Genomic DNA, 25,129 nt, shown 5'->3' with positions numbered 1-25,129 from the left:
GGGTGGGGTGAGAGTCCTGAGAGGGGCTCTCCCGAGGCAGTAGGCAGTCCGCAGAGACGAGGAATCAACCCGTGAGCGACGTCCGTAACGTGATCATCATCGGCTCCGGGCCGGCCGGCTACACGGCGGCGCTGTACACCGCGCGCGCGTCGCTGAAGCCGCTGGTGTTCGAGGGTGCCGTGACCGCCGGCGGTGCGCTGATGAACACCACCGACGTGGAGAACTTCCCCGGTTTCCAGGACGGCGTGATGGGCCCCGAGCTCATGGACAACATGCGTGCCCAGGCGGAGCGGTTCGGCGCCGAGCTGATCCCCGACGATGTCGTCACGGTCGACCTGACCGGTGACATCAAGATCGTCACCGACACTGCGGGCACCGTCCACCGTGCCAAGTCCGTGATCGTCACCACCGGCTCGCAGCACCGCAAGCTCGGCCTGCCCAACGAGGACGCGCTCTCCGGACGCGGTGTCTCCTGGTGCGCGACCTGCGACGGGTTCTTCTTCAAGGACCAGGACATCGCTGTGGTCGGCGGCGGTGACACCGCTATGGAGGAGGCCACCTTCCTCTCCCGCTTCGCCAAGTCCGTGACGATCATTCACCGCCGCGACAGCCTGCGCGCGTCCAAAGCGATGCAGGACCGCGCCTTCGCCGACCCGAAGATCAAGTTCGCCTGGGACAGTGAGGTCGCTACGATCCACGGTGAGCAGAAGCTCACAGGGCTGACCCTCCGCAACACCAAGACGAGCGAGACCTCCGAGCTGGCGGTCACCGGTCTGTTCATCGCAGTCGGGCACGACCCGCGTACGGAGCTCTTCAAGGGCCAGCTCGAGCTGGACGACGAGGGCTACCTCCAGGTCGACGCTCCCTCGACCCGGACGAACCTGACAGGTGTCTTCGGCGCAGGCGACGTCGTCGACCACACCTACCGGCAGGCCGTCACCGCGGCCGGCACCGGCTGCTCCGCCGCCCTGGACGCCGAGCGATTCCTCGCTGCCCTGGCCGACAGCGAGACCGCTGCCGCAGCCACTGCCTGACCCCCCGCTCCCCCTGATCCCGTTAATTCATGAAGGAGAAAGCCATGGCCGGTGCCACGATCACCGTGACGGACGCCAACTTCGACGAGCTGGTCCTGAAGAGCGACAAGCCCGTGCTCGTCGACTTCTGGGCCGCCTGGTGCGGACCGTGCCGCCAGATCGCGCCCTCGCTGGAGGCCATCGCGGCCGAGCACGACGAGATCATCGTCGCCAAGCTCAACATCGATGAGAACCCCGGCATCGCCGCGAAGTACGGCGTCATGTCCATCCCGACCCTGAACGTCTACCAGGGTGGCGAGGTCGCCAAGACGATCGTCGGTGCCAAGCCGAAGGCCGCGATCGTCAAGGACCTCGACGGCTTCATCGGCGCCAAGTAAGCACCATGCTCCGCAGGGAGCGGATGCGTTGTTTCACGTGAAACGGGCCTGACCCCACTGAGGGTCAGGCCCGTTTCCCGTGCGTGCGTCCCTTGGCCGCCGCCCACTAGAGGGGCCGCGGCACCGGTTCCTTCTGCACCGCTCCCAGCAACCGGTCGATCGCCAGCTCGACGTCCTCCTTCCAGGAGAGCGCCGTACGCAGCTCAAGCCGCAGCCGCGGATAGACCGGATGCGGGCGGACCGTCTTAAAGCCCACCGCCAACAGATGGTCGGCGGGCAGCACACACGCCGGTTCCTTCCAGCGGGCGTCGCCGAAGGCCTCCATCGCCTTGAAGCCTCGACGCAGCAGATCCTTCGCGACGGTCTGCACCATCACGCGGCCCAGCCCCTGCCCCTGATACTCCGGGTCGATCCACGCCGTCATCAGCTGCACCGCGTCCGGAGCGACCGGGCTGGTGGGAAAGGCGAGGGAGCGCGGCACATACGCCGGAGGCGCGTACAGCACATAGCCGACCGGGACCTCATCGACATAGACGACCCGGCCGCACGACCCCCAGTCCAGCAGCACCGCGGAGATCCAGGCTTCCTTCTCCAGCTCCCGGGTACCCGCCTTTATCGCGGCCTCCCCGCTGACCGGGTCCAGTTCCCAGAAGACGCACGCACGGCAGCGCTGGGGAAGGTCCGGGAGGTTGTCCAGCGTGAGCGGTACGAGCCGACGCCCCATAAAGGCGATTCCTCACTTCCTTCGCCCGCCGCACCGCGGGCGGCGGCCAGCGCGCCCCGTTCCCTGATCAGGCTGCCGACGAATCCCCCGACCGCCCCCAGTCCCAGACCCGCAGTCACCAACCCGGTGCGGCTCACCGATCGCATGGCCCCCGCCTCCCTCTCCTGAGGTGCCGTCAGGTGGATGCGCCATACCCGAACGCATCGTATCCACCATGCGATTCCCTCGATACCGCCAGAAAGCAAAGAGCGGGCTGTTTTCCGGCACACACCGGACACAACCCGCTCTCCACGCCGTTCGCGGCTCAGCTCTCCTGGTCCGCGTCGTCCGCGGCGAGACCCTTGTCCAGGACCGGACCCTCACCGGGTGCCAGGCTGTCCAGAATGCGCTCCAGATCATCCATCGAGGCGAACTCGACGACGATCTTTCCCTTCTTCTGCCCCAGGTCCACCTTCACTCGGGTCTCGAAACGGTCCGAGAGACGAGAGGCCAGATCGGTCAGAGCCGGTGACACCCGCGTGCCAGCGCGGGGCCCCTTGCTCTTCGGGGGGCTCCCCGGACGCGACCCCATCAAGGTCACGATCTCCTCGACCGCCCGCACCGAAAGCCCTTCGGCAACGATGCGGTGTGCGAGACGCTCCTGCTCCTCCGAGTCCTCGACGGAGAGCAGAGCCCGCGCATGTCCGGCCGACAGCACCCCGGCGGCGACCCTTCGCTGGACCGCCGGAGACAGCTTCAGCAGTCGCAGGGTGTTGGAGACCTGCGGGCGGGAACGGCCGATCCGGTCTGCCAGCTGGTCGTGGGTGCAGCTGAAGTCCTTCAGCAACTGATCGTATGCCGCGGCTTCTTCGAGAGGGTTCAGCTGAGCGCGGTGCAGGTTCTCCAGCAGGGCGTCCAGGAGGAGCTTGTCGTCGTCCGTGGCCCGCACGATCGCGGGGATGCGCTCCAGGCCCGCTTCCCGGCACGCCCGCCAGCGGCGTTCGCCCATGATGAGCTCATACCGGGAGGCTCCCAGCTGTCGCACGACGACAGGTTGGAGCAGCCCCACCTCCTTGATGGAGGTGATGAGTTCGGCCAGCGCGTCCTCGTCGAAGACCTCGCGCGGCTGCCGCGGGTTGGGGGTGATGAAGTCCAAAGGCAGTTCGGCGAAGTGTGCCCCGGCAGGGCTCGCCATCGCCTCGCCCGGCGCGGCGGCCTCCCCTGTCGGCTCATCCGTTTCACGTGAAACGGTTCCCGGCCCGAGGTTGGCCACCTTCGCGGCCGCCACACCACGCTCCGCGGTAAGCACCGGCACCGCTGTCGGAGAGGTTGTCGCACCGCCCACCGCGGGCTTCTCTCCGGTCGGGGCCGCGGGAATCAGCGCACCGAGTCCACGCCCCAGCCCTCTACGTCGCTCGCTCACTGAATGCCCTCCGCCATGTTCCGCTGATCGTTCTGGGGCACTGCCGGGGCGTGCTGTGCGTCGTAGCGCACACCGACCCCGCGCAGCGCCATTTCACGCGCCGCCTCGAAGTACGAGAGCGCACCACTGGACCCGGGATCGTAGGTCAGTACGGTCTGCCCGTAGCTGGGAGCCTCCGAGATACGCACCGAGCGGGGAATGCTCGTCCGCAGGACCTCTTCGCCGAAGTGACTCCGCACCTCGTCCGCCACCTGCGAGGCCAGCCGGGTCCGGCCGTCGTACATGGTCAGCAGGATGGTGGACACATGCAGCGCAGGGTTGAGGTGCCCGCGTACCAGGTCGACATTGCGCAGCAGCTGCCCAAGGCCCTCCAGCGCGTAGTACTCGCACTGGATGGGGATCAGTACCTCGGCACCCGCGACCAGCGCGTTGACGGTGAGGAGCCCCAGGGAGGGCGGGCAGTCGATCAGGATGTAGTCGAGGGGCTGGTCATAGGCCTGGATGGCGCGCTGCAGCCTGCTCTCTCGCGCGACCAGAGACACCAGCTCGATCTCCGCACCCGCGAGATCGATGGTGGCGGGCGCACAGAACAGCCCCTCGACATCGGGGACCGGCTGGACGACCTCGGCGAGCGGCCTACTCTCCACCAGCACGTCGTAGATCGAAGGGACCTCGGCGTGATGGTCGATCCCCAGCGCCGTGGAGGCATTGCCCTGGGGGTCAAGGTCGACCACCAGGACGCGCGCACCGTGCAGCGCCAGGGAAGCAGCCAGATTGACCGTGGTCGTGGTCTTGCCGACCCCGCCCTTCTGGTTGGCGACCACCATGATCCGGGTCTGCTCGGGTCGTGGCAGACCCTCACCGGCGCGGCCTAGCGCCTGTACCGCCAGTTGGGCAGCGCGACCGATAGGGGTGTCATCCATCGGGGTCGGTGTTTCACGTGAAACATCCTCCCCCGCCGATTCGGTACGGGGACCGGGGACCGGATCGGTCATCGGCCCCGCGATGTTGGCGTCGGACCGCAAGGGTTCGCCCTCCTCGACTTCAGGCTCGCAATGAACAGAGCCTCCCATGTCTTCGGGGTCGTGAACCAGCGAGGCCCGGTCTTCTGTGGACGAATCCGCCTCTGTGGACAACTCTGTCCCCCTCGTGGGGGATGTGCGATCACGCGGGGCCGCTGCGCGACCGCGGCTGATGATCCCTTGCAGCAGTGAGCGACGTTTCACGTGAAACACGATGCATAGCCGTCGCGGCCACAGCCGTACGACACTCCGGAATGCATACGTTTGACAGCTTGTGTGGCCTACGGCTGGTCATCAGGACGGATCAGCGCCCCCGATTCACCAGCCCGATTCACCAGCCCAGCTCACCAGCCCATTTCAGCGGCCCAGTTCAACTGCGTCGATTCAGCGGCGTCGGCGTGCCCGCCCGGCTCGGGCCGCCTTGGCCCGCTTGGCCGCGAAGCGCACGCCGCCAGGGCTCTCCCCGACCTCGACCCGCACCACGGTCGAGAGCGGGTCCACAACGCCCTCACCGACATGCAGCACGGAGGTCTCCACGGCGCCCAGCTTGCTCAGCGCGGCGGCAGCCGCCTTGACCTCTTCTTCGGCCGTGTCGCCCTTGAGTGCCAGCATCTCCCCGTACGGGCGCAGCAGCGGCACACCCCACCCCGCGAGCCGGTCCAGCGGAGCCACGGCTCGTGCGGTGACCACATGGACCGGCGTCAGCGTGCCCAGGACCTCCTCGGCACGGCCGCGGACGACCGTCACATGGTCCAGGCCGAGCAGCTCGACCACTTCGGTGAGGAAGGTGGTCCGCCTGAGCAGCGGCTCAAGGAGGGTGATCTTCAGGTCGGGGCGGACCAGCGCCAGCGGAATGCCGGGCAGCCCGGCCCCGGAGCCGACATCGCACACCGTCACGCCCTCGGGCACGACCTCGGAGAGCACCGCGCAGTTCAGCAGATGCCGCTCCCAGAGCCGAGGGACCTCACGAGGGCCGATCAGGCCACGCCTGACTCCCGCGTCGGCCAGCAGCTCCGCGTACCGGACCGCGTCCGCGAAGCGCTCACCGAATACCGCTCGGGCCTGTTCCGGCGCCGGGGGGAGCTCTACTGCCTCCGTCACGGGGACCGTCCTTCCGTACCGCACTGAGTGCTGGCTATCAGGCTGACAAAGACCGGCCCCGCCTGCGGACAGACGGGGCCGGGAAGAGTACCTGTCGATCAGGCGGGGAGCACGACGACGAAGCGCTGCGGCTCCTCGCCCTCGGACTCGCTGCGCAGGCCCGCGCTCTTGATCGCGTCGTGCACGACCTTGCGCTCGAAGGGCGTCATCGGCTTGAGCTTCATCGGCTCACCGGAGCTCTTCACCTCGGCCGCGGCCTTGGCACCCAGCTCGGAGAGTTCCTGGCGCTTCTTGGCGCGGTAGCCGGCGATGTCCAGCATCAGTCGGCTGCGGTCACCGGTCTCGCGGTGCACCGCGAGCCGCGTGAGCTCCTGAAGCGCCTCAAGCACCTCGCCGTCGCGTCCGACCAGCTTCTGCAGGTCACGACCGCCCGAGTCGCTGATGATCGAGACAGCTGCCCGGTCTGCCTCGACGTCCATGTCGATGTCGCCGTCCAGGTCGGCGATGTCCAGCAGACCCTCAAGGTAGTCCGCCGCGATCTCACCCTCCTGCTCAAGGCTGGTCAGGGTGTCGCCGGCCTCGGCGGCTGCCGAGGTGGTGGTGCCTTCCGTCACGGGATGGACTCCTTCTTACTTCTTGGACGGGTGCTTGGGCCGCTGCTGGCCCTTGCGCTGTCCGGACTTGGCTTGGCGTGCGGAACCGGAGGCCGACTTGCCGCCCGCCGGCTCACCCTCGGGCTTGGCGTCCTGCGGCTTGTCTCCCGACTTCTCCAGCGAGGTCTTCTCCGACCCGCTCTTGGCGCCAGACTGACCGCCAGACTGGGCGCCGGACTGACCGCCAGGCTGACCGCCGGACTGGGCGCCGCCGGAGTGGCGCCGGGACTTGCTCTGGCGCTTGGGCTGCTGGCGCTTGGGAGTGCCACCGGTCGAGCCGTCGCCCTCGGCTTCGGGCTCGGGCGTCTCGCTCTTCACCACATACCCGTCGGCCTGGGCCGCGAGCCCCGCCTTGCTCAGCGTGGTGATGAACTTCCGCTCGTTGTCGTTGCGGTCACGGCCCTTGGCGACGATCGCCTTGACGTTGTTGCGCTGGCCGCGGCTCAGCCTGCCGCCCTCGTGCCGTACGAGCTTCTCGCCCAGCCGCTCCAGGAACGCGCCCTGCGCCTTGCTGCCCGGGGTGGGGTTCTGGCGGATGACGTACATCTGCTGACCCATGGTCCAGACGTTGGTGGTCAGCCAGTAGACGAGGACACCGACGGGGAAGTTGATGCCGAAGACGGCGAAGATGACCGGGAAGACGTACATCAGCATCTTCTGCTGCTGCATGAACGGCGTCTTCACCGTGGTGTCGACGTTCTTCGTCATCAGCTGACGCTGCGTGTAGAACTGCGAGAACGACATCAGCGCGATCATGACCGCGGTGACGATGCGCACATCGAGCAGAGAAGCGTCGAGACCGTCGAGCTTGGCCTGGGTGTCCATGAACTTCGCGGCCAGCGGGGCGCCGAAGATGTGGGCGCTACGGGCGCTTTCGAGGAGCGGCCCGTCAATGGCGCCGATCTCCTTGCCCGTGGCGATGCTGTTCAGCACGTGGTACAGGGCGAAGAAGAACGGCGACTGCGCCAGGATGGGAAGACACGAGGAGAGCGGGTTGGTGCCCGTCTCCTTGTACAGCTTCATCATCTCTTCGGACTGACGCTGCTTGTCGTTCTTGTAGCGCTCCTGGATCTTCTTCATCTCAGGCTGGAGCGTCTGCATGCCCCGGGTCGCCTTGATCTGCTTCACAAAGAGCGGGATCAGACAGATCCGGATCAGGATCACCAGCGACACGATGGACAGTCCCCAGGCCCAGCCCGTGTCGGCGCCGAAGATCGCGCCGTACAGCGTGTGGAACTGGACGATGATCCAGGAGACGGGTGTGGTGATAAAGCTGAAGAGACTGGCAATCGTGTCCACTAATCAGGCTCCTTGAGCATGGGGCGAGGTCTCGGCGGCCGGGCTGGACTGCTTGTCCTCAGCAGCGGAGTGCCCGCCTTTGTTGCGCCAGGCGTCGCGCAGCATTTCGTGCCACCGCGGACGCTTGCGCGGCGGTACGTGATCGACACCGCCGTGCGACCACGGGTTGCACCGCAGAATGCGCCAGGCGGTGAGCGCCGTTCCCTTGATCGCACCGTGCCGGTCGATGGCCTGGAAGCCGTAGTGGGAACACGACGGGTAGTACTTGCACACCGGCCCCAGCAACGGGCTGATGGTCCACTGATACAGCTTGATCAAAGCCAGCAGCGGGTACTTCATCGCGCGCCCCCTCCCAGCAGCCGCCCCAGGGCGGCATCCAGGTCTCGGGCCAGCTGTGCATGGTCAGCGTCGCCCGCACCGGGCAGCGCTCGTACGACTACCAGGCTACCGGGGGGCAGCAGGGCCAGCCGTTCTCGCATCAAGTGGCGCAGTCTGCGCTTCACCGCGTTGCGTACGACCGCTACGCCAACGGCCTTGCTCACGACGAAACCCGCACGCGTCGGGGGAACGCTCTCCCCAGGCGCGTGCGGGTCCGTTGCACCGCTGCGTAGATGGACAACGAGTAGCGGGCGTCCAGCCCGACGTCCTCGTCGTACCGCGGTCGCGAAGTCTTCGCGCCGCCTCAGCCGGTTCTCGGTAGGCAGCACGACGTCATGACCTGTTTGCGATCAGGCAGACAGGCGGGCGCGACCCTTGCCACGGCGGGACGCCAGGACGGCGCGGCCGGCACGGGTGCGCATGCGCAGCCGGAAGCCGTGGGTCTTCGCGCGACGACGGTTGTTCGGCTGGAAGGTGCGCTTGCTCACTCGGGGGCTCCAGAAATGATGTGTGTGGTGGCGGGACATCGCCTGGCTGTCACCGTGCGCCCACGAGTAGCTCGCAATACGCCCGATTGCACCGCTTCCAGATCCTGAGATCCATGCCCATCGGAGGCAGGCGGCAGCAGCCATCGACAACTCGACCTGGTCACGGTACGCGCGGCTACGCCATCCGGTCAAACCGACCTTACCCGGGGAGACACTGTGCACAGCCTGTGGACAACAACTTGAACCGCAGCGGTCGCCCTGACTACCTTGGCTGAACTCCGATTCGTTCCCTTCCCGCAGCGTCACCCGATTTCCGTTGCGCCCCGTCCCGACCCGTCCCGAGAACCACACCTTCGTGGGACCCATGAGAGAGCGTGCCCTGTGGCTGACGTACCTGCCGATCTTGCCGCAGTGTGGCCACGAGTGCTGGAACAACTCCTCGGTGAGGGGCGCGGCCAGGGGGTCGAGGCGAAGGACGAGCACTGGATCAAGCGCTGCCAGCCGCTGGCCCTGGTCGCCGACACCGCGCTGCTCGCCGTGCCGAACGAATTCGCCAAGGGCGTCCTGGAGGGCCGCCTCGCGCCGATCGTCAGCGACACCCTGAGCCGGGAGTGCGGCCGCCCGATCCGGATCGCCATCACCGTCGACGACTCCGCGGCCGAGCCCGCGGCGCCCGCCCCGCAGCAGTACCAGGACCAGCGGTACGAGGACCCACAGCAGCAGCGCTACGAGGACCAGCAGCAGTACCAGGACCAGCAACAGCAGCGGTACGACGAGCCCGAGCCCGGCCAGGCCCGCGAGTCGTACGACGGCTACGGCCGCCGCGACGACCTGGGACCCGGCCACCCGGAGCAGAACCCGCCCAGCCGCCCCGAGCAGCACCAGGGCGGCCACGACGACCAGCTCCCGACCGCACGCCCCGCCTACCCGGACTACCAGCGGCCGGAGCGCGGCGCCTGGCCCCGGCCGTCACAGGACGAGTACGGCTGGCAGCAGCAGCGCCTCGGCTTCCCTGAGCGGGACCCGTACGCGTCGCCCCCGCAGCAGCACGACTACCGGCAACAGCAGCCGGAGCGCCCGCAGTACGAGCAGCAGCGCCCCGAGCACCGGGAGCGCCCCGAGTCGCCGTCGGGCCGCGGCCCCGGTGTACAGGGCAGGCACGGAGCCCCCAGCGGCCGCCCAGGCCCCGGCAACTACGGCGTGCACGGCGGCGGCCCGGGTGGCTCCGCGCTGCCCGCCTCAAGCGGCGCCCCGGGACCGCTGGCCGCGCAGCCCGCGCCCGCGACCGGCCCCGGTGAGCCGACCGCGCGGCTGAATCCGAAGTACCTCTTCGACACCTTCGTCATCGGTGCGTCGAACCGCTTCGCGCACGCGGCGGCGGTCGCCGTCGCCGAGGCACCGGCGAAGGCGTACAACCCCTTGTTCATCTACGGCGAGTCGGGCCTGGGCAAGACCCACCTGCTGCACGCCATCGGGCACTACGCGCGCAGCCTCTACCCCGGCACGCGGGTGCGCTATGTGAGCTCCGAGGAGTTCACCAACGAGTTCATCAACTCGATCCGCGACGGCAAGGGCGACAGCTTCCGCAAGCGCTACCGCGAGATGGACATCCTGCTCGTCGACGACATCCAGTTCCTGGCGGACAAGGAGTCGACGCAGGAGGAGTTCTTCCACACCTTCAACACGCTCCACAACGCCAACAAGCAGATCGTGCTGTCCTCGGACCGGCCGCCCAAGCAGCTGGTCACCCTGGAGGACCGGCTGCGGAACCGCTTCGAGTGGGGTCTGATCACCGACGTACAGCCGCCCGAGCTGGAGACGCGGATCGCGATCCTCCGCAAGAAGGCGGTGCAGGAGCAGCTCAACGCGCCCCCGGAGGTACTGGAGTTCATCGCATCCCGGATCTCGCGCAACATCCGCGAGCTCGAGGGTGCGCTGATCCGGGTCACGGCCTTCGCGTCGCTCAACAGGCAGCCGGTGGACCTGGGGCTGACCGAGATCGTCCTCAAGGACCTGATCCCCGGCGGCGAGGACGCGGCGCCGGAGATCACCGCGCCCGCCATCATGGCCGCCACCGCCGACTACTTCGGACTCACGGTGGACGACCTGTGCGGGTCCTCGCGCAGCCGGGTGCTGGTGACGGCCCGGCAGATCGCGATGTACCTCTGCCGGGAGCTCACGGATCTCTCGTTGCCCAAGATCGGCGCGCAGTTCGGCGGCCGCGACCATACGACGGTGATGCACGCCGACCGCAAGATCCGTGCGCTGATGGCCGAGCGACGCTCGATCTACAACCAGGTCACCGAGCTCACCAACCGCATCAAGAACGGCTGACAGCGGGGGCCGTACGCGCCCCTCAAGACCCCCACAGGGCTTCCGCAGGGCCCCGTCAAGGCACTCGCAGGCCCCCGCAAGGCCCCCCGCAGAGCCCGGCAAGGTCTCCTGCACGGCCAGGCAATGCCTCCCGAAGGCGCCTCCAGAGCACATCTGGGGGCGCCTTCCGCGTTCCACAGGGCGTGCGCGCTGTTCGAATACCCCCTGGTCACACCCGGTTCTCCACAGATCTGTGGCCAAGTCACCGTCCACACCCTGGGGACTGGAAAGTTGTCCAGACTGTGTCCACAGGGGACGCTGGTGACAAGCCATCAACCCAGCTCAAGGGGCTGTGGATTCGTGGATAAAAGATCTCCACAGCCTGTGGATGAAGAAGTCGCCCACAGACCGCCCACGAGGTTGTCCACCGGCCGCCCACAGGCTGAGGCCGGTTGTCCCCAGCTTTCCCCAGCTTCTCCACATGACTGTCCACTGTTCGGCAACGCAACGCGCGCGCTCACCGAGTCGAGTGAAAGGCGTCACACCAAGAGGCCCGGTTGGCCTGTGGGGAACCTGGGTAAAGCTGGGGACAGACTTGGGGAGAAGTCGCCCTGTCCTGTGCACGGGCTGTGCAGAACTTTCGCGCGTCCACAGATGACCGGGGTTATCCACCGCCTCCGCCCACAGGCGCGGTGGACAAAAAACGGGGCCTGACCTGCGAATACGCGGTTATCCACGGTTTCCACAGCCCCTACTACTACTCCCAGGTAGAGAGACCGGGGGATTTGCCTCGAAGACGGGGCTGTGCACAACTCGCGGTTCGTCGCCACCGGACCGCCGGAGCCGATTTGACCCCGAGCCGCACCGAGTGTCGGTGCCGTGCGTCAGACTGGTCCCCGGCGTTCTCCCCACCCTGGGGAGCAACCAAGCCCACAGACGAAGAGCAAGCAGCGCGAACAGCGCAAGCAGGGCGAGCAGCCAGCAACAGCAGGAGGCGGCGTACGGTGAAGATCCGGGTGGAGCGCGATGTACTCGCGGAGGCAGTGGCCTGGGCGGCTCGCAGCCTTCCGGCACGCCCGCCGGCGCCGGTCCTGGCGGGCCTGCTGCTGAAGGCGGAGGACGGCGCACTGAGCCTCTCCGGCTTCGACTACGAGGTGTCGGCGAGGGTCTCCGTGGAGGCGGAGGTCGAGGACGACGGCAGCGTGCTGGTCTCCGGCCGTCTGCTCGCGGACATCTGCCGGGCCCTCCCCAACCGGCCGGTGGAGATTTCCACAGACGGTGTACGAGCGACCGTGGTCTGCGGCTCCTCGCGGTTCACCCTCCACACCCTGCCTGTGGAGGAGTACCCGGCGCTGCCGCAGATGCCGACCGCCACCGGCACCGTCCCCGGTGAGGTCTTCGCCTCGGCCGCCGCCCAGGTGGCCATCGCCGCCGGGCGCGACGACACCCTGCCGGTGCTGACCGGTGTCCGGGTCGAGATCGAGGGCGACACCGTCACGCTGGCCTCCACCGACCGCTACCGCTTCGCGGTCCGCGAGTTCCTGTGGAAGCCCGAGGTGCCGGACGTCTCCGCCGTCGCGCTGGTCCCCGCGAAGACCCTGCTCGACACGGCCAAGTCGCTGACCAGCGGTGACAGCGTGACGATCGCGCTGTCCAGCTCGGGTGCGGGCGAGGGCCTGATCGGTTTCGAGGGCGCCGGGCGGCGTACCACCACGCGGCTGCTCGAGGGCGATCTGCCGAAGTACCGCACGCTCTTCCCCACCGAGTTCAACTCGGTGGCCGTGATCGAGACCGCGCCGTTCGTCGAGGCCGTCAAGCGCGTGGCCCTGGTGGCCGAGCGGAACACCCCGGTCCGGCTGAGCTTCGAGCAGGGCGTCCTGATCCTGGAGGCCGGTTCCAGCGACGACGCACAGGCTGTGGAAAGGGTCGACGCCCAGCTGGAGGGCGACGACATCTCGATCGCCTTCAACCCGACGTTCCTGCTCGACGGCCTGAGCGCGATCGACTCCCCGGCCGCGCAGCTGTCCTTCACGACCTCGACCAAGCCGGCGCTGCTCAGCGGCAAGCCCGCTGTGGACGCCGAGGCGGACGACGCGTACAAGTACCTGATCATGCCGGTCCGCCTCAGCGGCTGATCCGCAAGCGGCAGGTGCCGGGCGCCGGGCCTCCTCTCGCGGGGGCCCGGGGAGGCCCACAGGCCGGTGCGAAGGTCCCGGCGTAGGCTCGGACGCGGGTACGACCGCCCCACAGGTCTCGCGGCCCGTGGGGCTCGCCCCGCAGCAACCCGGCCTCACCGCCTCACCAAGCACGAAGGAACAGCACAGATGGAGCTCGGTCTCGTCGGCCTCGGCAAGATGGGCGGCAACATGCGCGAGCGCATTCGCCGCGCAGGCCACACCGTCATCGGATACGACCGCAACCCGGACCTCGCGGATGTCCACAGCCTGCGGGAGCTTGTGGGCAAGCTGAAGGGCCCGCGGGTCGTCTGGGTCATGGTCCCGGCCGGCGAAGCCACCCAGGCGACCATCGACGAGCTGGCCGGACTCCTGGAGCCCGGCGACGTCGTCGTGGACGGCGGGAACTCGCGCTGGACGGACGATGAGAAGCACGCCGCGGAGCTGGCGGCCAAGGGCATCGGCTTCGTCGACTGCGGAGTCTCCGGCGGCGTCTGGGGCCTGGAGAACGGCTACGCGCTGATGTACGGCGGCGACAAGGAGCACGTGGCCCGGGTGCAGCCGGTCTTCGACGCCCTGAAGCCGGCGGGCGACTTCGGCTCCGTACACGCGGGCAAGGTCGGCGCCGGGCACTTCGCCAAGATGGTCCACAACGGCATCGAGTACGCGATGATGCAGGCGTACGCCGAGGGCTGGGAGCTGCTTGAGGCGGCCGACTCGGTCACCGACGTCCGCGAGGTGTTCCGCAGCTGGCAGGAGGGCACGGTCATCCGCTCCTGGCTGCTCGACCTTGCGGTCAACGCCCTGGACGACGACGAGCACCTGGACCAGCTGCGCGGTTACGCACAGGACTCCGGCGAGGGCCGCTGGACGGTGGAGGCCGCGATCGACCACGCGGTGCCGCTGCCCGCGATCACCGCGTCGCTCTTCGCGCGCTTCGCGTCCCGCCAGGACGACTCGCCGCAGATGAAGATGATCGCGGCGCTCCGCAACCAGTTCGGCGGCCACGCGGTCGAGAAGAAGTAGCCGCCGAGAACGAAGCAGCAGAAACAGAAGAAGCAGCCGGGGGAGGTCGGCGTCATCCATGCATGTCACGCATCTGTCGCTGGCCGACTTCCGCTCGTACGCCCGGGTCGAGGTCCCGCTCGACCCGGGCGTCACCGCGTTCGTGGGGCCGAACGGCCAGGGCAAGACGAACCTGGTCGAGGCCGTCGGCTATCTCGCGACCCTCGGCAGCCACCGGGTCTCGTCGGACGCCCCGCTGGTCCGGATGGGAGCCGACCGCGCGATCATCAGGGCCGCCGTCCGCCAGGGCGAGCGCCAGCAGCTGATCGAGCTCGAGCTCAATCCGGGCCGCGCCAACCGCGCCCGCATCAACCGCTCCTCGCAGGTCAAGCCGCGGGACGTGCTCGGCATCGTCCGTACGGTCCTGTTCGCGCCCGAGGACCTCGCCCTGGTCAAGGGCGACCCCGGTGAGCGGCGCCGCTTCCTCGACGAGCTGATCACCGCACGCACCCCGCGGATGGCGGGCGTGCGCTCCGACTACGAGCGCGTGCTCAAGCAGCGCAACACCCTGCTGAAGTCCGCCGCGATGGCCCGCAGGCACGGCGGCCGGTCGATGGACATGTCCACGCTCGACGTCTGGGACCAGCATCTGGCCCGCGCGGGCGCCGAGCTGCTCGCCCAGCGCGTCGACCTGATCGCGACACTGCGGCCGCTGGCCGACAAGGCGTACGAGCAGCTGGCACCCGGCGGCGGCCCGCTGGCCCTGGAGTACCGGCCGTCCGCGCCGGGCCAGGGCCAGACCCGCGAGGAGCTGTACGAGCAGCTGATGGCGGCACTCGCCGACGCCCGCAAGCAGGAGATCGAGCGGGGCGTGACCTTGGTCGGTCCGCACCGCGACGACCTGCGGCTGCTGCTCGGGCAGCTGCCCGCCAAGGGGTACGCCAGCCACGGCGAGTCCTGGTCGTACGCGCTGGCCCTGCGCCTGGCCTCGTACGACCTGCTCAAGGCCGAGGGCAACGAACCGGTACTGGTACTGGACGACGTCTTCGCCGAGCTGGACACCCGGCGCAGGGAGCGCCTCGCGGAGCTGGTGGCCGGGGGCGAGCAGGTCCTGGTGACCGCGGCGGTGGAGGACGACGTACCGGAGGTGCTGCACGGCACGCGGTACGCGGTGGCCGAGGGCGAGGTGACCCGGACATGACCGAGCCCCCAGCAGAACCCCCCGCCGGTCAGCCTGGCCAGCCCGGGCAGCCTGCCCAGCCCGAGAAGAAGGCCCCCGAGCCCACCGGAGTGGACCTCGCCCGCGTGGCCCTGCGCGCCGCCAAGGAACAGGCACGCGCGCGTGGCGACGCTGCCCAGCAGAAGAAGCAGGCCAAACGCGGCGGCCTGCGCTCCGGCGCCCGCGCCGACGGCCGTGACCCGCTGCCGCTCGGCGCCGCCATCAACCGCCTGATCACCGAGCGCGGCTGGGAGACCCCGGCCGCGGTGGGCGGTGTGATGGGCCGCTGGCCGCAGATCGTCGGCGACGACCTGGCCAAGCACTGCGTCCCGCAGAAGTACGACGAGGACGACCGGGTACTGACCGTGCAGTGCGATTCCACGGCCTGGGCGACCCAGCTGCGGCTGCTCGCCCCGCAGCTGGTGGCACGGCTCAACCAGGACCTCGGCCACGGCACCGTGCGCCTCATCAAGGTCCATGGCCCCGGCGGGCCCGCCCGCCGCTTCGGCCCGCTGCGCGCGCCCGGCAGCACCGGCCCAGGCGACACGTACGGATAAGTGCGTCTCGGACCGTAGCGGTTGGTTGACAGCCCGAAGCGCTGAGTGCCGCTGTGAGCCCTCTGGAGCCCGGGTCTGCATATCGGGACTCGGGCGAGTCCGGTTCAGGGCGGCACATGCGGACTCAGGTACCGGCAAACCCCCATCACTGTCAGTGCTACCGGTAGACTGGAAGCTAATCTCGCCCCATCCGTGGGAGCGCTGATTGAGACACGGCTTACCGCACCGATTACCGCTGATCGATCGTCGACCAACACTGAACGACGCAGCCGCTCCGGACCCCACCGGAGCTGGGCTTGTGCTGTGCCAGAAAGGGCGCTTCGTGGCCGATTCCGGCAACCCCAACGAGAACATCCCGTCCACCGTCGCTGGCGAGAACGGCGAGGCCACAGCCTCGTACGACGCCACCGCCATCACCGTCCTCGAGGGTCTGGACGCGGTTCGCAAGCGACCCGGTATGTACATCGGCTCGACCGGTGAGCGTGGCCTGCACCACATGGTGCAGGAGGTCGTCGACAACTCCGTCGACGAGGCCATGGCCGGGCATGCGGACACCATCGACGTCACGATCCTTCCCGACGGCGGCGTCCGCGTGGTCGACAACGGCCGTGGCATCCCCGTAGGCATCGTCGCATCCGAGGGGAAGCCGGCCGTCGAGGTCGTGCTGACCGTGCTGCACGCGGGCGGCAAGTTCGGCGGCGGCGGTTACGCCGTCTCCGGCGGTCTGCACGGCGTCGGTGTCTCCGTCGTGAACGCGCTGTCCACGAAGGTCTCGGTCGAGATCAAGACGGACGGGCACCGCTGGACGCAGGACTACAAGATGGGCGTTCCCACGGCGCCTCTCGTCCAGCACGAAGCTACCCAGGAGACCGGCACCACGGTCACCTTCTGGGCCGACGGCGACATCTTCGAGACCACGGAGTACTCCTTCGAGACGCTCTCGCGGCGTTTCCAGGAGATGGCCTTCCTCAACAAGGGCCTGACGATCAAGCTCACGGACGAGCGTGAGTCGGCCAAGGCCACGACCGGCGCGGAGACCGCCGACCCGACCGAGGACGAGACGGCACGTACGGTCACGTACCACTACGAAGACGGCATCGTCGACTTCGTGAAGTACCTCAACTCCCGCAAGGGCGAGGTCATTCACCCGACGGTGATCGACATCGAGACCGAGGACAAGGAGCGGATGCTCTCGGTCGAGGTCGCGATGCAGTGGAACACGCAGTACACCGAGGGTGTGTACTCGTTCGCCAACGGCATCCACACCCACGAGGGCGGTACGCACGAAGAGGGCTTCCGCTCCGCGCTCACGGGTCTGATCAACCGCTACGCGCGCGACAAGAAGCTCCTTCGCGAGAAGGACGACAACCTCACCGGTGACGACATCCGCGAGGGTCTGACCGCGATCATCTCGGTCAAGCTGGGCGAGCCGCAGTTCGAGGGCCAGACCAAGACCAAGCTGGGCAACACCGAGGCGAAGACCTTCGTCCAGAAGGTCGTGCACGAGCACCTCACCGACTGGCTGGACCGCAACCCCAACGAGGCCGCGGACATCATCCGCAAGTCGATCCAGGCGGCCACCGCGCGCGTGGCGGCCCGCAAGGCGCGCGACCTGACACGCCGCAAGGGCCTGCTGGAGTCCGCCTCGCTGCCCGGCAAGCTGAGCGACTGCCAGTCCAACGACCCGACGAAGTGCGAGATCTTCATCGTCGAGGGCGACTCCGCCGGCGGCTCGGCGAAGTCCGGCCGTAACCCGCAGTACCAGGCGATCCTGCCCATCCGAGGCAAGATCCTCAACGTCGAGAAGGCCAGGATCGACAAGATCCTGCAGAACACCGAGGTCCAGGCGCTGATCTCGGCCTTCGGCACCGGAGTCCACGAGGACTTCGACATCGAGAAGCTCCGCTATCACAAGATCATCCTGATGGCGGACGCCGACGTCGACGGCCAGCACATCAACACCCTGCTGCTGACGTTCCTGTTCCGCTTCATGCGCCCGCTGGTCGAGGCCGGACATGTCTTCCTGTCCCGGCCGCCGCTGTACAAGATCAAGTGGGGCCGCGAGGACTTCGAGTACGCGTACTCGGACCGCGAGCGCGACGCCCTGATCGAGCTGGGCAAGCAGAACGGCAAGCGCATCCGCGAGGACTCCGTCCAGCGCTTCAAGGGTCTCGGCGAGATGAACGCCGAGGAACTGCGCATCACCACGATGGACGTCGAGCACCGGGTACTCGGCCAGGTCACCCTGGACGACGCCGCCCAGGCCGACGACCTCTTCTCGGTGCTGATGGGCGAGGACGTCGAGGCGCGCCGTTCGTTCATCCAGCGCAATGCCAAGGACGTCCGCTTCCTCGACATCTGAGTCGGTCTCAGCTGACCGCACGAAAGGACTGAAGACCAGCAATGGCCGACGAGATCACCCCCGTTCCCCCCCTCACGCCCGAAGAGGCCGAGGCGGCCGAGGACCAGACGCTGCGCATCGAGCCCGTCGGGCTCGAGACGGAGATGCAGCGCTCGTACCTCGACTACGCGATGTCCGTCATCGTGTCGCGCGCGCTGCCCGACGTACGGGACGGCCTCAAGCCCGTACACCGCCGTGTGCTGTACGCGATGTACGACGGCGGCTACCGGCCCGAGAAGGGCTTCTACAAGTGCGCCCGCGTCGTCGGCGACGTCATGGGCAACTACCACCCGCACGGCGACTCCTCGATCTACGACGCGCTGGTCCGCCTGGCGCAGCCGTGGTCGATGCGGATGCCGCTGGTGGACTCCAACGGAAACTTCGGCTCTCCGGGCAACGACCCCGCGGCCGCCATGCGCTACACCGAGTGCAAGATGGCGCCGCTGTCCATGGAGATGGTCCGGGACATCGACGAGGAGACCGTCGACTTCACGGACAACTACGACGGCCGCTCCCAGGAGCCGACCGTCCTGCCGGCCCGCTTCCCGAACCTGCTGATCAACGGCTCCGCGGGTATCGCGGTCGGCATGGCCACCAACATCCCGCCGCACAACCTGCGCGAGGTCGCCTCGGGTGCCCAGTGGTACCTGGAGAACCCCGAGGCCTCGCACGAGGAGCTGCTGGACGCGCTGATCGAGCGCATCAAGGGCCCGGACTTCCCGACCGGCGCCCTGGTGGTCGGCCGCAAGGGGATCGAGGAGGCGTACCGCACCGGGCGCGGCTCCATCACCATGCGCGCGGTCGTCGAGGTCGAGGAGATCCAGAACCGCCAGTGCCTGGTGGTCACCGAACTCCCGTACCAGGTCAACCCGGACAACCTCGCGCAGAAGATCGCCGACCTGGTGAAGGACGGCAAGGTCGGCGGCATCGCCGACGTCCGCGACGAGACCTCGTCGCGCACCGGCCAGCGCCTGGTCATCGTCCTCAAGCGGGACGCGGTCGCCAAGGTCGTCCTCAACAACCTCTACAAGCACACCGATCTGCAGACGAACTTCGGCGCCAACATGCTGGCGCTCGTCGATGGCGTGCCGCGCACCCTCTCGCTGGACGCGTTCATCCGCCACTGGGTGAACCACCAGGTCGAGGTCATCGTCCGGCGTACGAAGTTCCGGCTGCGCAAGGCCGAGGAGCGCGCCCACATCCTGCGTGGCCTGCTCAAGGCGCTGAACGCGATCGACGAGGTCATCGCGCTCATCCGGGCCAGCCAGACGGTCGAGATCGCGCGCGAGGGCCTGATGGGCCTGCTGGAGATCGACGAGATCCAGGCCAACGCCATCCTCGAGATGCAGCTGCGCCGACTGGCCGCCCTGGAGCACCAGAAGATCACCGCCGAGCACGACGAACTCCAGGCGAAGATCAACGAGTACAACGCGATCCTGGCCTCGCCGGAGCGGCAGCGGGCCATCATCAGCGAGGAACTGGCGGCGATCGTCGACAAGTTCGGCGACGACCGGCGCTCCAAGCTGGTGCCCTTCGACGGGGACATGTCCATCGAGGACCTGATCGCCGAAGAGGACATCGTCGTCACAATCACCCGTGGCGGCTACGTCAAGCGCACCAAGACGGACGACTACCGCTCGCAGAAGCGCGGCGGCAAGGGCGTACGCGGCACGAAGCTCAAGGAAGACGACATCGTCGACCACTTCTTCGTGTCGACGACGCACCACTGGCTGCTGTTCTTCACCAACAAGGGCCGGGTATACCGCGCGAAGGCGTACGAACTGCCCGATGCCGGACGTGACGCCCGCGGTCAGCACGTGGCGAATCTGCTGGCCTTCCAGCCGGACGAGAAGATCGCCGAGATCCTCGCGATCCGCGACTACGAAGCGGTGCCCTACCTGGTGCTCGCCACCAAGGCCGGGCTGGTCAAGAAGACGCCGCTGAAGGACTACGACTCGCCCCGCTCGGGCGGTGTCATCGCGATCAACCTCCGTGAGACGGACGACGGTTCGGACGACGAGCTGATCGGCGCCGAACTGGTCTCGGCCGAGGACGATCTGATCCTCGTCAGCAAGAAGGCTCAGTCGATCAGGTTCACCGCGACGGACGAGGCACTGCGCCCGATGGGCCGTGCGACCTCGGGCGTCAAGGGCATGAGCTTCCGCGAGGGCGACGAACTGCTCTCGATGAATGTCGTCAGGCCGGGTACGTTCGTGTTCACCGCAACCGACGGCGGGTACGCGAAGCGGACTCCCGTCGACGAGTACCGCGTCCAGGGTCGCGGTGGCCTCGGTATCAAGGCCGCCAAGATCGTGGAGGATCGGGGTTCACTCGTCGGTGCGTTGGTGGTCGAGGAGGACGACGAGATCCTCGCCATCACCCTCGGGGGCGGTGTAATTCGTACGCGCGTCAGCGGTGTCCGGGAGACAGGCCGTGACACCATGGGCGTTCAACTGATCAACCTGGGCAAGCGCGATGCCGTGGTCGGTATCGCTCGTAACGCCGAGGCCGGTCGCGAAGCCGAGGAAGTCGACGGAGACATCGACGAACCGGCCGAGGGCGAGGCGGCGGTCGGCACGGACGAGGGCACAGAGCCCGCGGCCGAGTAGCGCGAGGAGTGTAGGTCGTGAGTGGAGCCACGGGCGCCGGAGCAAGCAAGACCGGAGCGGACGGCGGCCGTGGCCCCGGGGGGGACCCACAGGGTGCAGCACAGGGGGGAACGGTGACGGATACCCGAGGGCCGCAGGCCAAGACGCACCCGAACGGAGACGAGTACGCGGCCGGGCCGCTGCCGGGTGAGCGCAGGCCGGCGGATCAGTCGGCTCAGCCGTACCACCCGCCGCAGGCGTACCCGGAGCCGACACAGGGCGGCGGCACGGCCCGCAAGCCTCGTACGGGGGCGCGCACGGCGCCGCGCACGCGCAAGGCGCGGCTGCGGGTGGCCAAGGCCGACCCGTGGTCGGTGATGAAGGTCAGCTTCCTGCTCTCCATCGCGCTCGGCATCTGCACGATCGTGGCGGCCGCGGTGCTCTGGATGGTCATGGACGCCATGGGTGTCTTCTCCACGGTCGGCGGCACGATCTCCGAGGCCACCGGCTCGAACGAGTCCAACGGCTTCGATCTCCAGTCGTTCCTGTCACTGCCCCGGGTCCTGACCTTCACCTCGATCATCGCGGTGATCGATGTGGTCCTGGCCACGGCTCTGGCCACGCTGGGGGCCTTCATCTACAACCTCTCGGCCGGATTCGTGGGCGGCATCGAGCTCACGCTCGCCGAGGACGAGTGACGCCGGGACTATCGATTTTGGGACTGGCCGCGTCGTGCGCTAATCTTCAGTGGTCAGCGCGCGAGCGCGAGGGGCTATAGCTCAGTTGGTTAGAGCGCATCCCTGATAAGGATGAGGCCACAGGTTCAAATCCTGTTAGCCCCACGTTTGACGTACACGTCGAGAGGGCGTCTCCCCAGGTGGGAGGCGCCCTTTTGGCATGTCTGTACGATGCGGCGGGTTTGACGGTACGGCGGGTGTGCCGTCTGCGGCCGTGGCGCCGCCGGGGGAGGGAGAGCGAGCCCATGGACGCGCTGACGTTGGGGTCCGCGGTGGTGGCCCTGGCCAGTGCCTCGGTGGCGGCCGTGCTGGGTTACTGGCAGCAGCGGCGGCTGCGCGCGATGGAGCAGCGCAACCTGATGGACGCGTACGGGGCCTCGCTCGCGTGGGCCGCCTTCGACCTGCAGAGCAGGCTGTTCAACATTCTGGACGGCCATGTCATCGACCAGCTGCCCCGGCTTCCCGAGCACGGGAAGGGGTTCCTGACCGCGTTTCTGACCGAGGGAACCGCGGACGAGCGCGCGTATGCGCGGCGCAGCACGGTCTTCGTGCTGGCCGAGTACCTCGGGTGGGTGGAGATCCTGCGCCGGGACGTCCAGTTCCTGGACATCGGCCGGTCTCGTACCAACCGGGAAGTCATGGTGAAGATCTCCGAGATCGGTTCGGCTCTCAACCGTACGTCGAAGGACGGCAACGAGCTGCGACTCTTCCGCGCTCAGCAGCGGGCGATCGGCGAGCTCATGGTCCATCCGGAGGGAGAGCCGGGGCGGCGGCGGTGCCTTGGGTACACGGAGTTCTCCGCGAAGCTTGATACGGACGACGGCTTCAGCCGTTGGTTCGAGCCGCTGCTGGCGGACATCGACCGGTTGGCCTCGGACGCGGACTCCGCGGGCCCCGCGCTTGCCCGTCTCGAGGTCGTCCAGCGGCGGTTGATCGATCTCATCGACCTGCTGGACCCGAAGGCCGAGCGGTTTCCGCAGTTCCGGTATGCCTTCGACCGTGAGCGGCAGATGAGGTTTCCCCGGGGGTGAGGGCGGGGTGCGAGGCCGCTCACTGCCGCGTGCCCGTCAGCCAGGGGGACGGCGCCGGCACGTTCTCGGTGGCCTCGAGGTTCACCTGGGCGGTGTCGTGGGAGTCGCCGACCGTGGTGCCGCGGACGCTGGGGGAGCTGCCGTGGGCCTCGGCGTGGATGCGCTGCTTCATCGTGGGGGGCTTGGACGGTGCGTACGGCCTCGGGGCGGTCGCCGGAGCGCTGATGGCGGTGGAGACCGTCGTGAGGTCCGTGCGGTTGCGGGTGGTGTCCTGCTGCGGTACCGCGGGGGCGGCGGTGGCGGTGGTGATGAGGCCCAGGGTGGTGAAGAACGCCAGGAGGGCGGTGACGAGGACGGACCACACGCGGGTGACCTTGTTGGCAGCCACGATGTTCTCCCTTTCGGGTCGGACGATTTGCGTACTTTCCTCATGATGTGTACGGGTGCCGGGATGTGCGGGAGCCGCCGCCGCGATTCGCGGATCTTCAGATGAACACCACTCGGATGGCGGCACGTGCCCGAGGGCGTCGAAGATCACAGCCTGCGCAGGTGGCTGGTGGTGCCGGGGAGGTGATCCGATTGTGGTGCTCCGGGCGGCAGTTGGGTCGGGAGCCGGGTCGGGCGCAGGTCACTGATCGGTATCGAACGGTGTGTATAGTCGGGCGCCAGAAGGTCCCCTACGTCAAGGAAAGACGAGGTAGCGCGGTGAAGAAGCTTCTCCTGGTCGCACTGGCCGCCATCGGCGGGCTCCTCGTGTACCGCCAGATCCAGGCGGATCGCGCCGAGCAGGATCTGTGGACGGAGGCGACTGACTCCGTGCCCACAGGTTCGTGAGCATCGACAGTCCTTTCACTGGCCCCGGTCGCTTGTAGCGGCCGGGGCTTTGTGCTGCCTTTCGCGTATGTGAAGTATTGAGTTGCGTGCGCAAATTGTTGCGGGTGGTCAGGAGCGGTCAGGAGGTGCGGTGGCAGTGCGGCGCGGCAGAGCGCGGGTGTCGACGGTCGTGGCGGCGGCGATGTGCGTGGTGGCGGCGCTGCCCGGGTGGGTGTCGGCGGCCGAGCCGAACCCCTACGAGTTCGCCCAGGGCGCGCGGCAGGTCAAGGGCGCGCCGAGCAGCACCGAAGCGACGACCGTGCTTCAGGCGGGTGCGACGTACCGCAGCTCGATCGGGCCGGACGACGACAAGCTCTACTACCGCGTCTCGCTCGACGCGGAGTCCGCCGCGTATGTCTCCGCCGTCGTCGTTCCCCAGCTCGGTACGAAGGTGGCGTACGGCGACGGGCTCTCGGCACGGCTGCTGGACGACAGAGGGCGCAACTGCGGCCGGGGCTCCGGTACGGCGGGATTCCGTAGCGCCGACTATCCGCGGCCGATCGTCGCGTCCGCCGAGCGGCTGGTGCGGTCGGGCGGCACGTGGTGCCAGGAGGCCGGGACGTACGACTTCGTCATCGAGCGCAAGGGCGCGGCCGACTCCGGCGGCGAACCCTGGGAGCTGGAGCTGACCTTCGCCGAGGAGCCTCCGCTGAAGTCCGGCGGGGAGGCGACTCGGGCGCCGGAGACCTGGAACTCCGCACCTGCCGAGCCGCCCGTCGGCACGGCGCGGGAGCGGGCGGGCGGGACGAGCTTCCATACCGCCGCGGACCTGGCGAGTGGGGTGTGGAAGGACCGCGTCAAGCCTGGTCAGACGCGCTTTTACCGGGTCCCGGTGGACTGGGGGCAGCGGCTGTCAGCCGAGGCGACGCTGGCCGGCACGACGGGCGGTAGCGGCTCGGTGTCCAGCGCGCTCCATCTGACGCTGCACAACCCTGCCAGGAGCGAGGTGACCTCGGATGGCACCTTGTTCCGGGGCGATCCCGCGCCCGCCGTGTTGGACCCGCTGCCGTCGGTGGCGTACGAGAACCGGTACGGCTCCCTCGGCCGGGTCCGCGAGATGCGCTCCCCCGGTTGGTACTACCTGAAGGTGAGCCTCAACCCGGCACTGCGGGAGCGCTACGGCGACCAGGGACTCGGCGTGACCCTGCGGGTCGGCGTCGATGGCCAGGCGAAGAGCGGTATCGAGTACGCCGGTGACCCGGGGGTCTTCCAGGTCGGCGCGGGGGGCCGGGCCGGGCCGGGCGGCACGTCCGGCCCGGCGTACGACCGCGGCACGATGCGGGTCGTCGCGGTCGCGGGGATCGGTACGGGCAGCGCGCTGGTGCTCGGGCTCGGGGTGTGGACGCTGGTGGCGCGGCGGCGGGCGGGGGACGGGCCACCCAGGGCCTGGTAGTCCAGGGCCTGGTGGTCTGGAGCCTGGTAGTCCAGGGCCTGGTGGTCTGGAGCTTGGTTGTCCGGGGTCTGGTGGTCGGGGCCCTCGTGGTCCGGGGCGGGCGCGCGGGTCAGGTCTGTGCCAGCGCCCAGAAGCCCACAGCGAAGCAGGCCAGCGCGAGCAGCAGCACCGGGACCGTCACCTTCGGGGGCGGCCCCGGCCGTTTCCTGCGCCGGGAGGGCCGCGCGATCGCCGATGCCGGACGGGGAACCTGGGCGTGCTGAGCGGTGTATTGACGCGTAGCGGCGTACGGATGCGGCTGATGCCGAGCCGCGGCGGTCGGGGCCTGATCCAGGGCGGCGGCGGTGGCGGCGGTGGCGG

23 protein-coding genes, 1 tRNA gene and 1 pseudogene are annotated in these 25,129 nt (G+C 68.5%); 14 read left to right on the top strand and 11 right to left on the bottom strand.

What is annotated here, in order from left to right:
• Nucleotides 1–71: 71 nt before the first annotated feature.
• The gene (trxB, locus tag U9R90_RS17475) at nucleotides 72–1,034 is read left to right on the top strand and encodes a thioredoxin-disulfide reductase (RefSeq protein ID WP_411057377.1); all 963 of its coding nucleotides are present in this window, start codon (nucleotides 72–74) and stop codon (nucleotides 1,032–1,034) included.
• 44 nt (nucleotides 1,035–1,078) lie between these two features.
• Entirely contained in the window at nucleotides 1,079–1,411 is a 333-nt protein-coding gene (gene trxA, locus U9R90_RS17470) for a thioredoxin (RefSeq protein WP_411057376.1), read from the top strand.
• 106 nt (nucleotides 1,412–1,517) lie between these two features.
• On the opposite strand, the gene U9R90_RS17465 is transcribed toward trxA, so the two are convergent.
• The 9 genes from U9R90_RS17465 to rpmH form a co-directional block, all read right to left on the bottom strand.
• Nucleotides 1,518–2,135: a GNAT family N-acetyltransferase gene (locus U9R90_RS17465; protein WP_411057375.1), complete on the bottom strand. Its 618-nt coding sequence runs from the start codon at nucleotides 2,133–2,135 to the stop codon at nucleotides 1,518–1,520.
• A gap of 304 nt (nucleotides 2,136–2,439) precedes the next feature.
• On the bottom strand, nucleotides 2,440–3,537 hold the full coding sequence (locus tag U9R90_RS17460; RefSeq protein ID WP_411057374.1) for a ParB/RepB/Spo0J family partition protein: 1,098 nt from the start codon (nucleotides 3,535–3,537) through the stop codon (nucleotides 2,440–2,442).
• Nucleotides 3,534–4,610 (bottom strand): ParA family protein, encoded by a 1,077-nt coding sequence (locus U9R90_RS17455; protein WP_411057771.1) that lies wholly within the window; start codon nucleotides 4,608–4,610, stop codon nucleotides 3,534–3,536. The genes U9R90_RS17460 and U9R90_RS17455 overlap by 4 nt, the downstream gene beginning before the upstream one ends.
• Before the next feature lie 333 nt (nucleotides 4,611–4,943).
• Nucleotides 4,944–5,660 carry a 16S rRNA (guanine(527)-N(7))-methyltransferase RsmG gene (gene rsmG, locus U9R90_RS17450; protein ID WP_411057373.1) on the bottom strand — a complete coding sequence of 239 codons (717 nt, stop codon included), beginning with the start codon at nucleotides 5,658–5,660 and terminating at the stop codon, nucleotides 4,944–4,946.
• Between the two features lie 98 nt (nucleotides 5,661–5,758).
• Nucleotides 5,759–6,274: a protein jag gene (locus U9R90_RS17445; RefSeq protein WP_411057372.1), complete on the bottom strand. Its 516-nt coding sequence runs from the start codon at nucleotides 6,272–6,274 to the stop codon at nucleotides 5,759–5,761.
• 15 nt (nucleotides 6,275–6,289) lie between these two features.
• Entirely contained in the window at nucleotides 6,290–7,612 is a 1,323-nt protein-coding gene (gene yidC, locus U9R90_RS17440; protein WP_411057371.1) for a membrane protein insertase YidC, read from the bottom strand.
• Between the two features lie 3 nt (nucleotides 7,613–7,615).
• Nucleotides 7,616–7,951: a membrane protein insertion efficiency factor YidD gene (yidD, locus tag U9R90_RS17435; protein ID WP_156727805.1), complete on the bottom strand. Its 336-nt coding sequence runs from the start codon at nucleotides 7,949–7,951 to the stop codon at nucleotides 7,616–7,618.
• On the bottom strand, nucleotides 7,948–8,319 hold the full coding sequence (gene rnpA, locus U9R90_RS17430; RefSeq protein ID WP_411057370.1) for a ribonuclease P protein component: 372 nt from the start codon (nucleotides 8,317–8,319) through the stop codon (nucleotides 7,948–7,950). The genes yidD and rnpA overlap by 4 nt, the downstream gene beginning before the upstream one ends.
• Before the next feature lie 21 nt (nucleotides 8,320–8,340).
• Nucleotides 8,341–8,478 (bottom strand): 50S ribosomal protein L34, encoded by a 138-nt coding sequence (gene rpmH / locus U9R90_RS17425; RefSeq protein WP_052578310.1) that lies wholly within the window; start codon nucleotides 8,476–8,478, stop codon nucleotides 8,341–8,343.
• A gap of 381 nt (nucleotides 8,479–8,859) precedes the next feature.
• Between rpmH and dnaA the strand changes: the two genes are divergently transcribed.
• The 10 genes from dnaA (at nucleotide 8,860) to U9R90_RS17375 (ending at nucleotide 22,503) form a co-directional block, all read left to right on the top strand.
• The gene (dnaA, locus tag U9R90_RS17420; RefSeq protein WP_411057369.1) at nucleotides 8,860–10,812 is read left to right on the top strand and encodes a chromosomal replication initiator protein DnaA; all 1,953 of its coding nucleotides are present in this window, start codon (nucleotides 8,860–8,862) and stop codon (nucleotides 10,810–10,812) included.
• 983 nt (nucleotides 10,813–11,795) lie between these two features.
• A complete protein-coding gene (dnaN, locus tag U9R90_RS17415; RefSeq protein ID WP_411057368.1) occupies nucleotides 11,796–12,926 on the top strand; it encodes a DNA polymerase III subunit beta in 1,131 nt (376 codons plus the stop codon).
• A gap of 66 nt (nucleotides 12,927–12,992) precedes the next feature.
• Entirely contained in the window at nucleotides 12,993–13,991 is a 999-nt protein-coding gene (gene gnd / locus U9R90_RS17410; RefSeq protein ID WP_411057367.1) for a phosphogluconate dehydrogenase (NAD(+)-dependent, decarboxylating), read from the top strand.
• Nucleotides 13,992–14,049: 58 nt separating this feature from the next.
• Nucleotides 14,050–15,171 (top strand): DNA replication/repair protein RecF, encoded by a 1,122-nt coding sequence (recF, locus tag U9R90_RS17405; RefSeq protein ID WP_411057366.1) that lies wholly within the window; start codon nucleotides 14,050–14,052, stop codon nucleotides 15,169–15,171.
• A complete protein-coding gene (locus U9R90_RS17400) occupies nucleotides 15,168–15,746 on the top strand; it encodes a DUF721 domain-containing protein (RefSeq protein ID WP_411057365.1) in 579 nt (192 codons plus the stop codon). Before recF ends, U9R90_RS17400 begins: the two co-directional genes overlap by 4 nt.
• 298 nt (nucleotides 15,747–16,044) lie before the next feature.
• Complete coding sequence (gene gyrB, locus U9R90_RS17395) at nucleotides 16,045–18,108, top strand: DNA topoisomerase (ATP-hydrolyzing) subunit B (RefSeq protein ID WP_411057364.1); 2,064 nt, start codon at nucleotides 16,045–16,047, stop codon at nucleotides 18,106–18,108.
• A gap of 41 nt (nucleotides 18,109–18,149) precedes the next feature.
• Nucleotides 18,150–20,756 (top strand): DNA gyrase subunit A, encoded by a 2,607-nt coding sequence (gene gyrA / locus U9R90_RS17390; RefSeq protein ID WP_411057363.1) that lies wholly within the window; start codon nucleotides 18,150–18,152, stop codon nucleotides 20,754–20,756.
• Nucleotides 20,757–20,773: 17 nt separating this feature from the next.
• Entirely contained in the window at nucleotides 20,774–21,433 is a 660-nt protein-coding gene (locus U9R90_RS17385) for a DUF3566 domain-containing protein (protein WP_411057362.1), read from the top strand.
• Nucleotides 21,434–21,503: 70 nt separating this feature from the next.
• Nucleotides 21,504–21,577: transfer RNA gene (locus tag U9R90_RS17380), tRNA-Ile, on the top strand.
• A 140-nt stretch (nucleotides 21,578–21,717) separates the two neighbouring features.
• Nucleotides 21,718–22,503, top strand: coding sequence for a hypothetical protein (locus U9R90_RS17375; RefSeq protein WP_411057361.1), 786 nt, complete (start codon nucleotides 21,718–21,720; stop codon nucleotides 22,501–22,503).
• Between the two features lie 19 nt (nucleotides 22,504–22,522).
• Here U9R90_RS17375 and U9R90_RS17370 read toward each other — a convergent pair whose 3' ends face one another.
• On the bottom strand, nucleotides 22,523–22,891 hold the full coding sequence (locus U9R90_RS17370; protein ID WP_411057360.1) for a DUF6344 domain-containing protein: 369 nt from the start codon (nucleotides 22,889–22,891) through the stop codon (nucleotides 22,523–22,525).
• A 317-nt stretch (nucleotides 22,892–23,208) separates the two neighbouring features.
• On the opposite strand from U9R90_RS17370, the gene U9R90_RS17365 reads away from it, so the two are divergent.
• Complete coding sequence (locus tag U9R90_RS17365; RefSeq protein WP_003999697.1) at nucleotides 23,209–23,337, top strand: DLW-39 family protein; 129 nt, start codon at nucleotides 23,209–23,211, stop codon at nucleotides 23,335–23,337.
• A gap of 130 nt (nucleotides 23,338–23,467) precedes the next feature.
• A complete protein-coding gene (locus U9R90_RS17360) occupies nucleotides 23,468–24,769 on the top strand; it encodes a hypothetical protein (RefSeq protein ID WP_411057359.1) in 1,302 nt (433 codons plus the stop codon).
• Nucleotides 24,770–24,878: 109 nt separating this feature from the next.
• Here the strand turns inward: U9R90_RS17360 and U9R90_RS17355 are convergent.
• Nucleotides 24,879–25,129: pseudogene (locus U9R90_RS17355) on the bottom strand (serine/threonine protein kinase); the annotation flags it as partial.

It is taken from the genome of Streptomyces sp. E11-3 (assembly GCF_046540415.1).
GTDB lineage: Bacteria > Actinomycetota > Actinomycetes > Streptomycetales > Streptomycetaceae > Streptomyces.
This window is presented reverse-complemented; position numbering and strand designations above follow the sequence as displayed.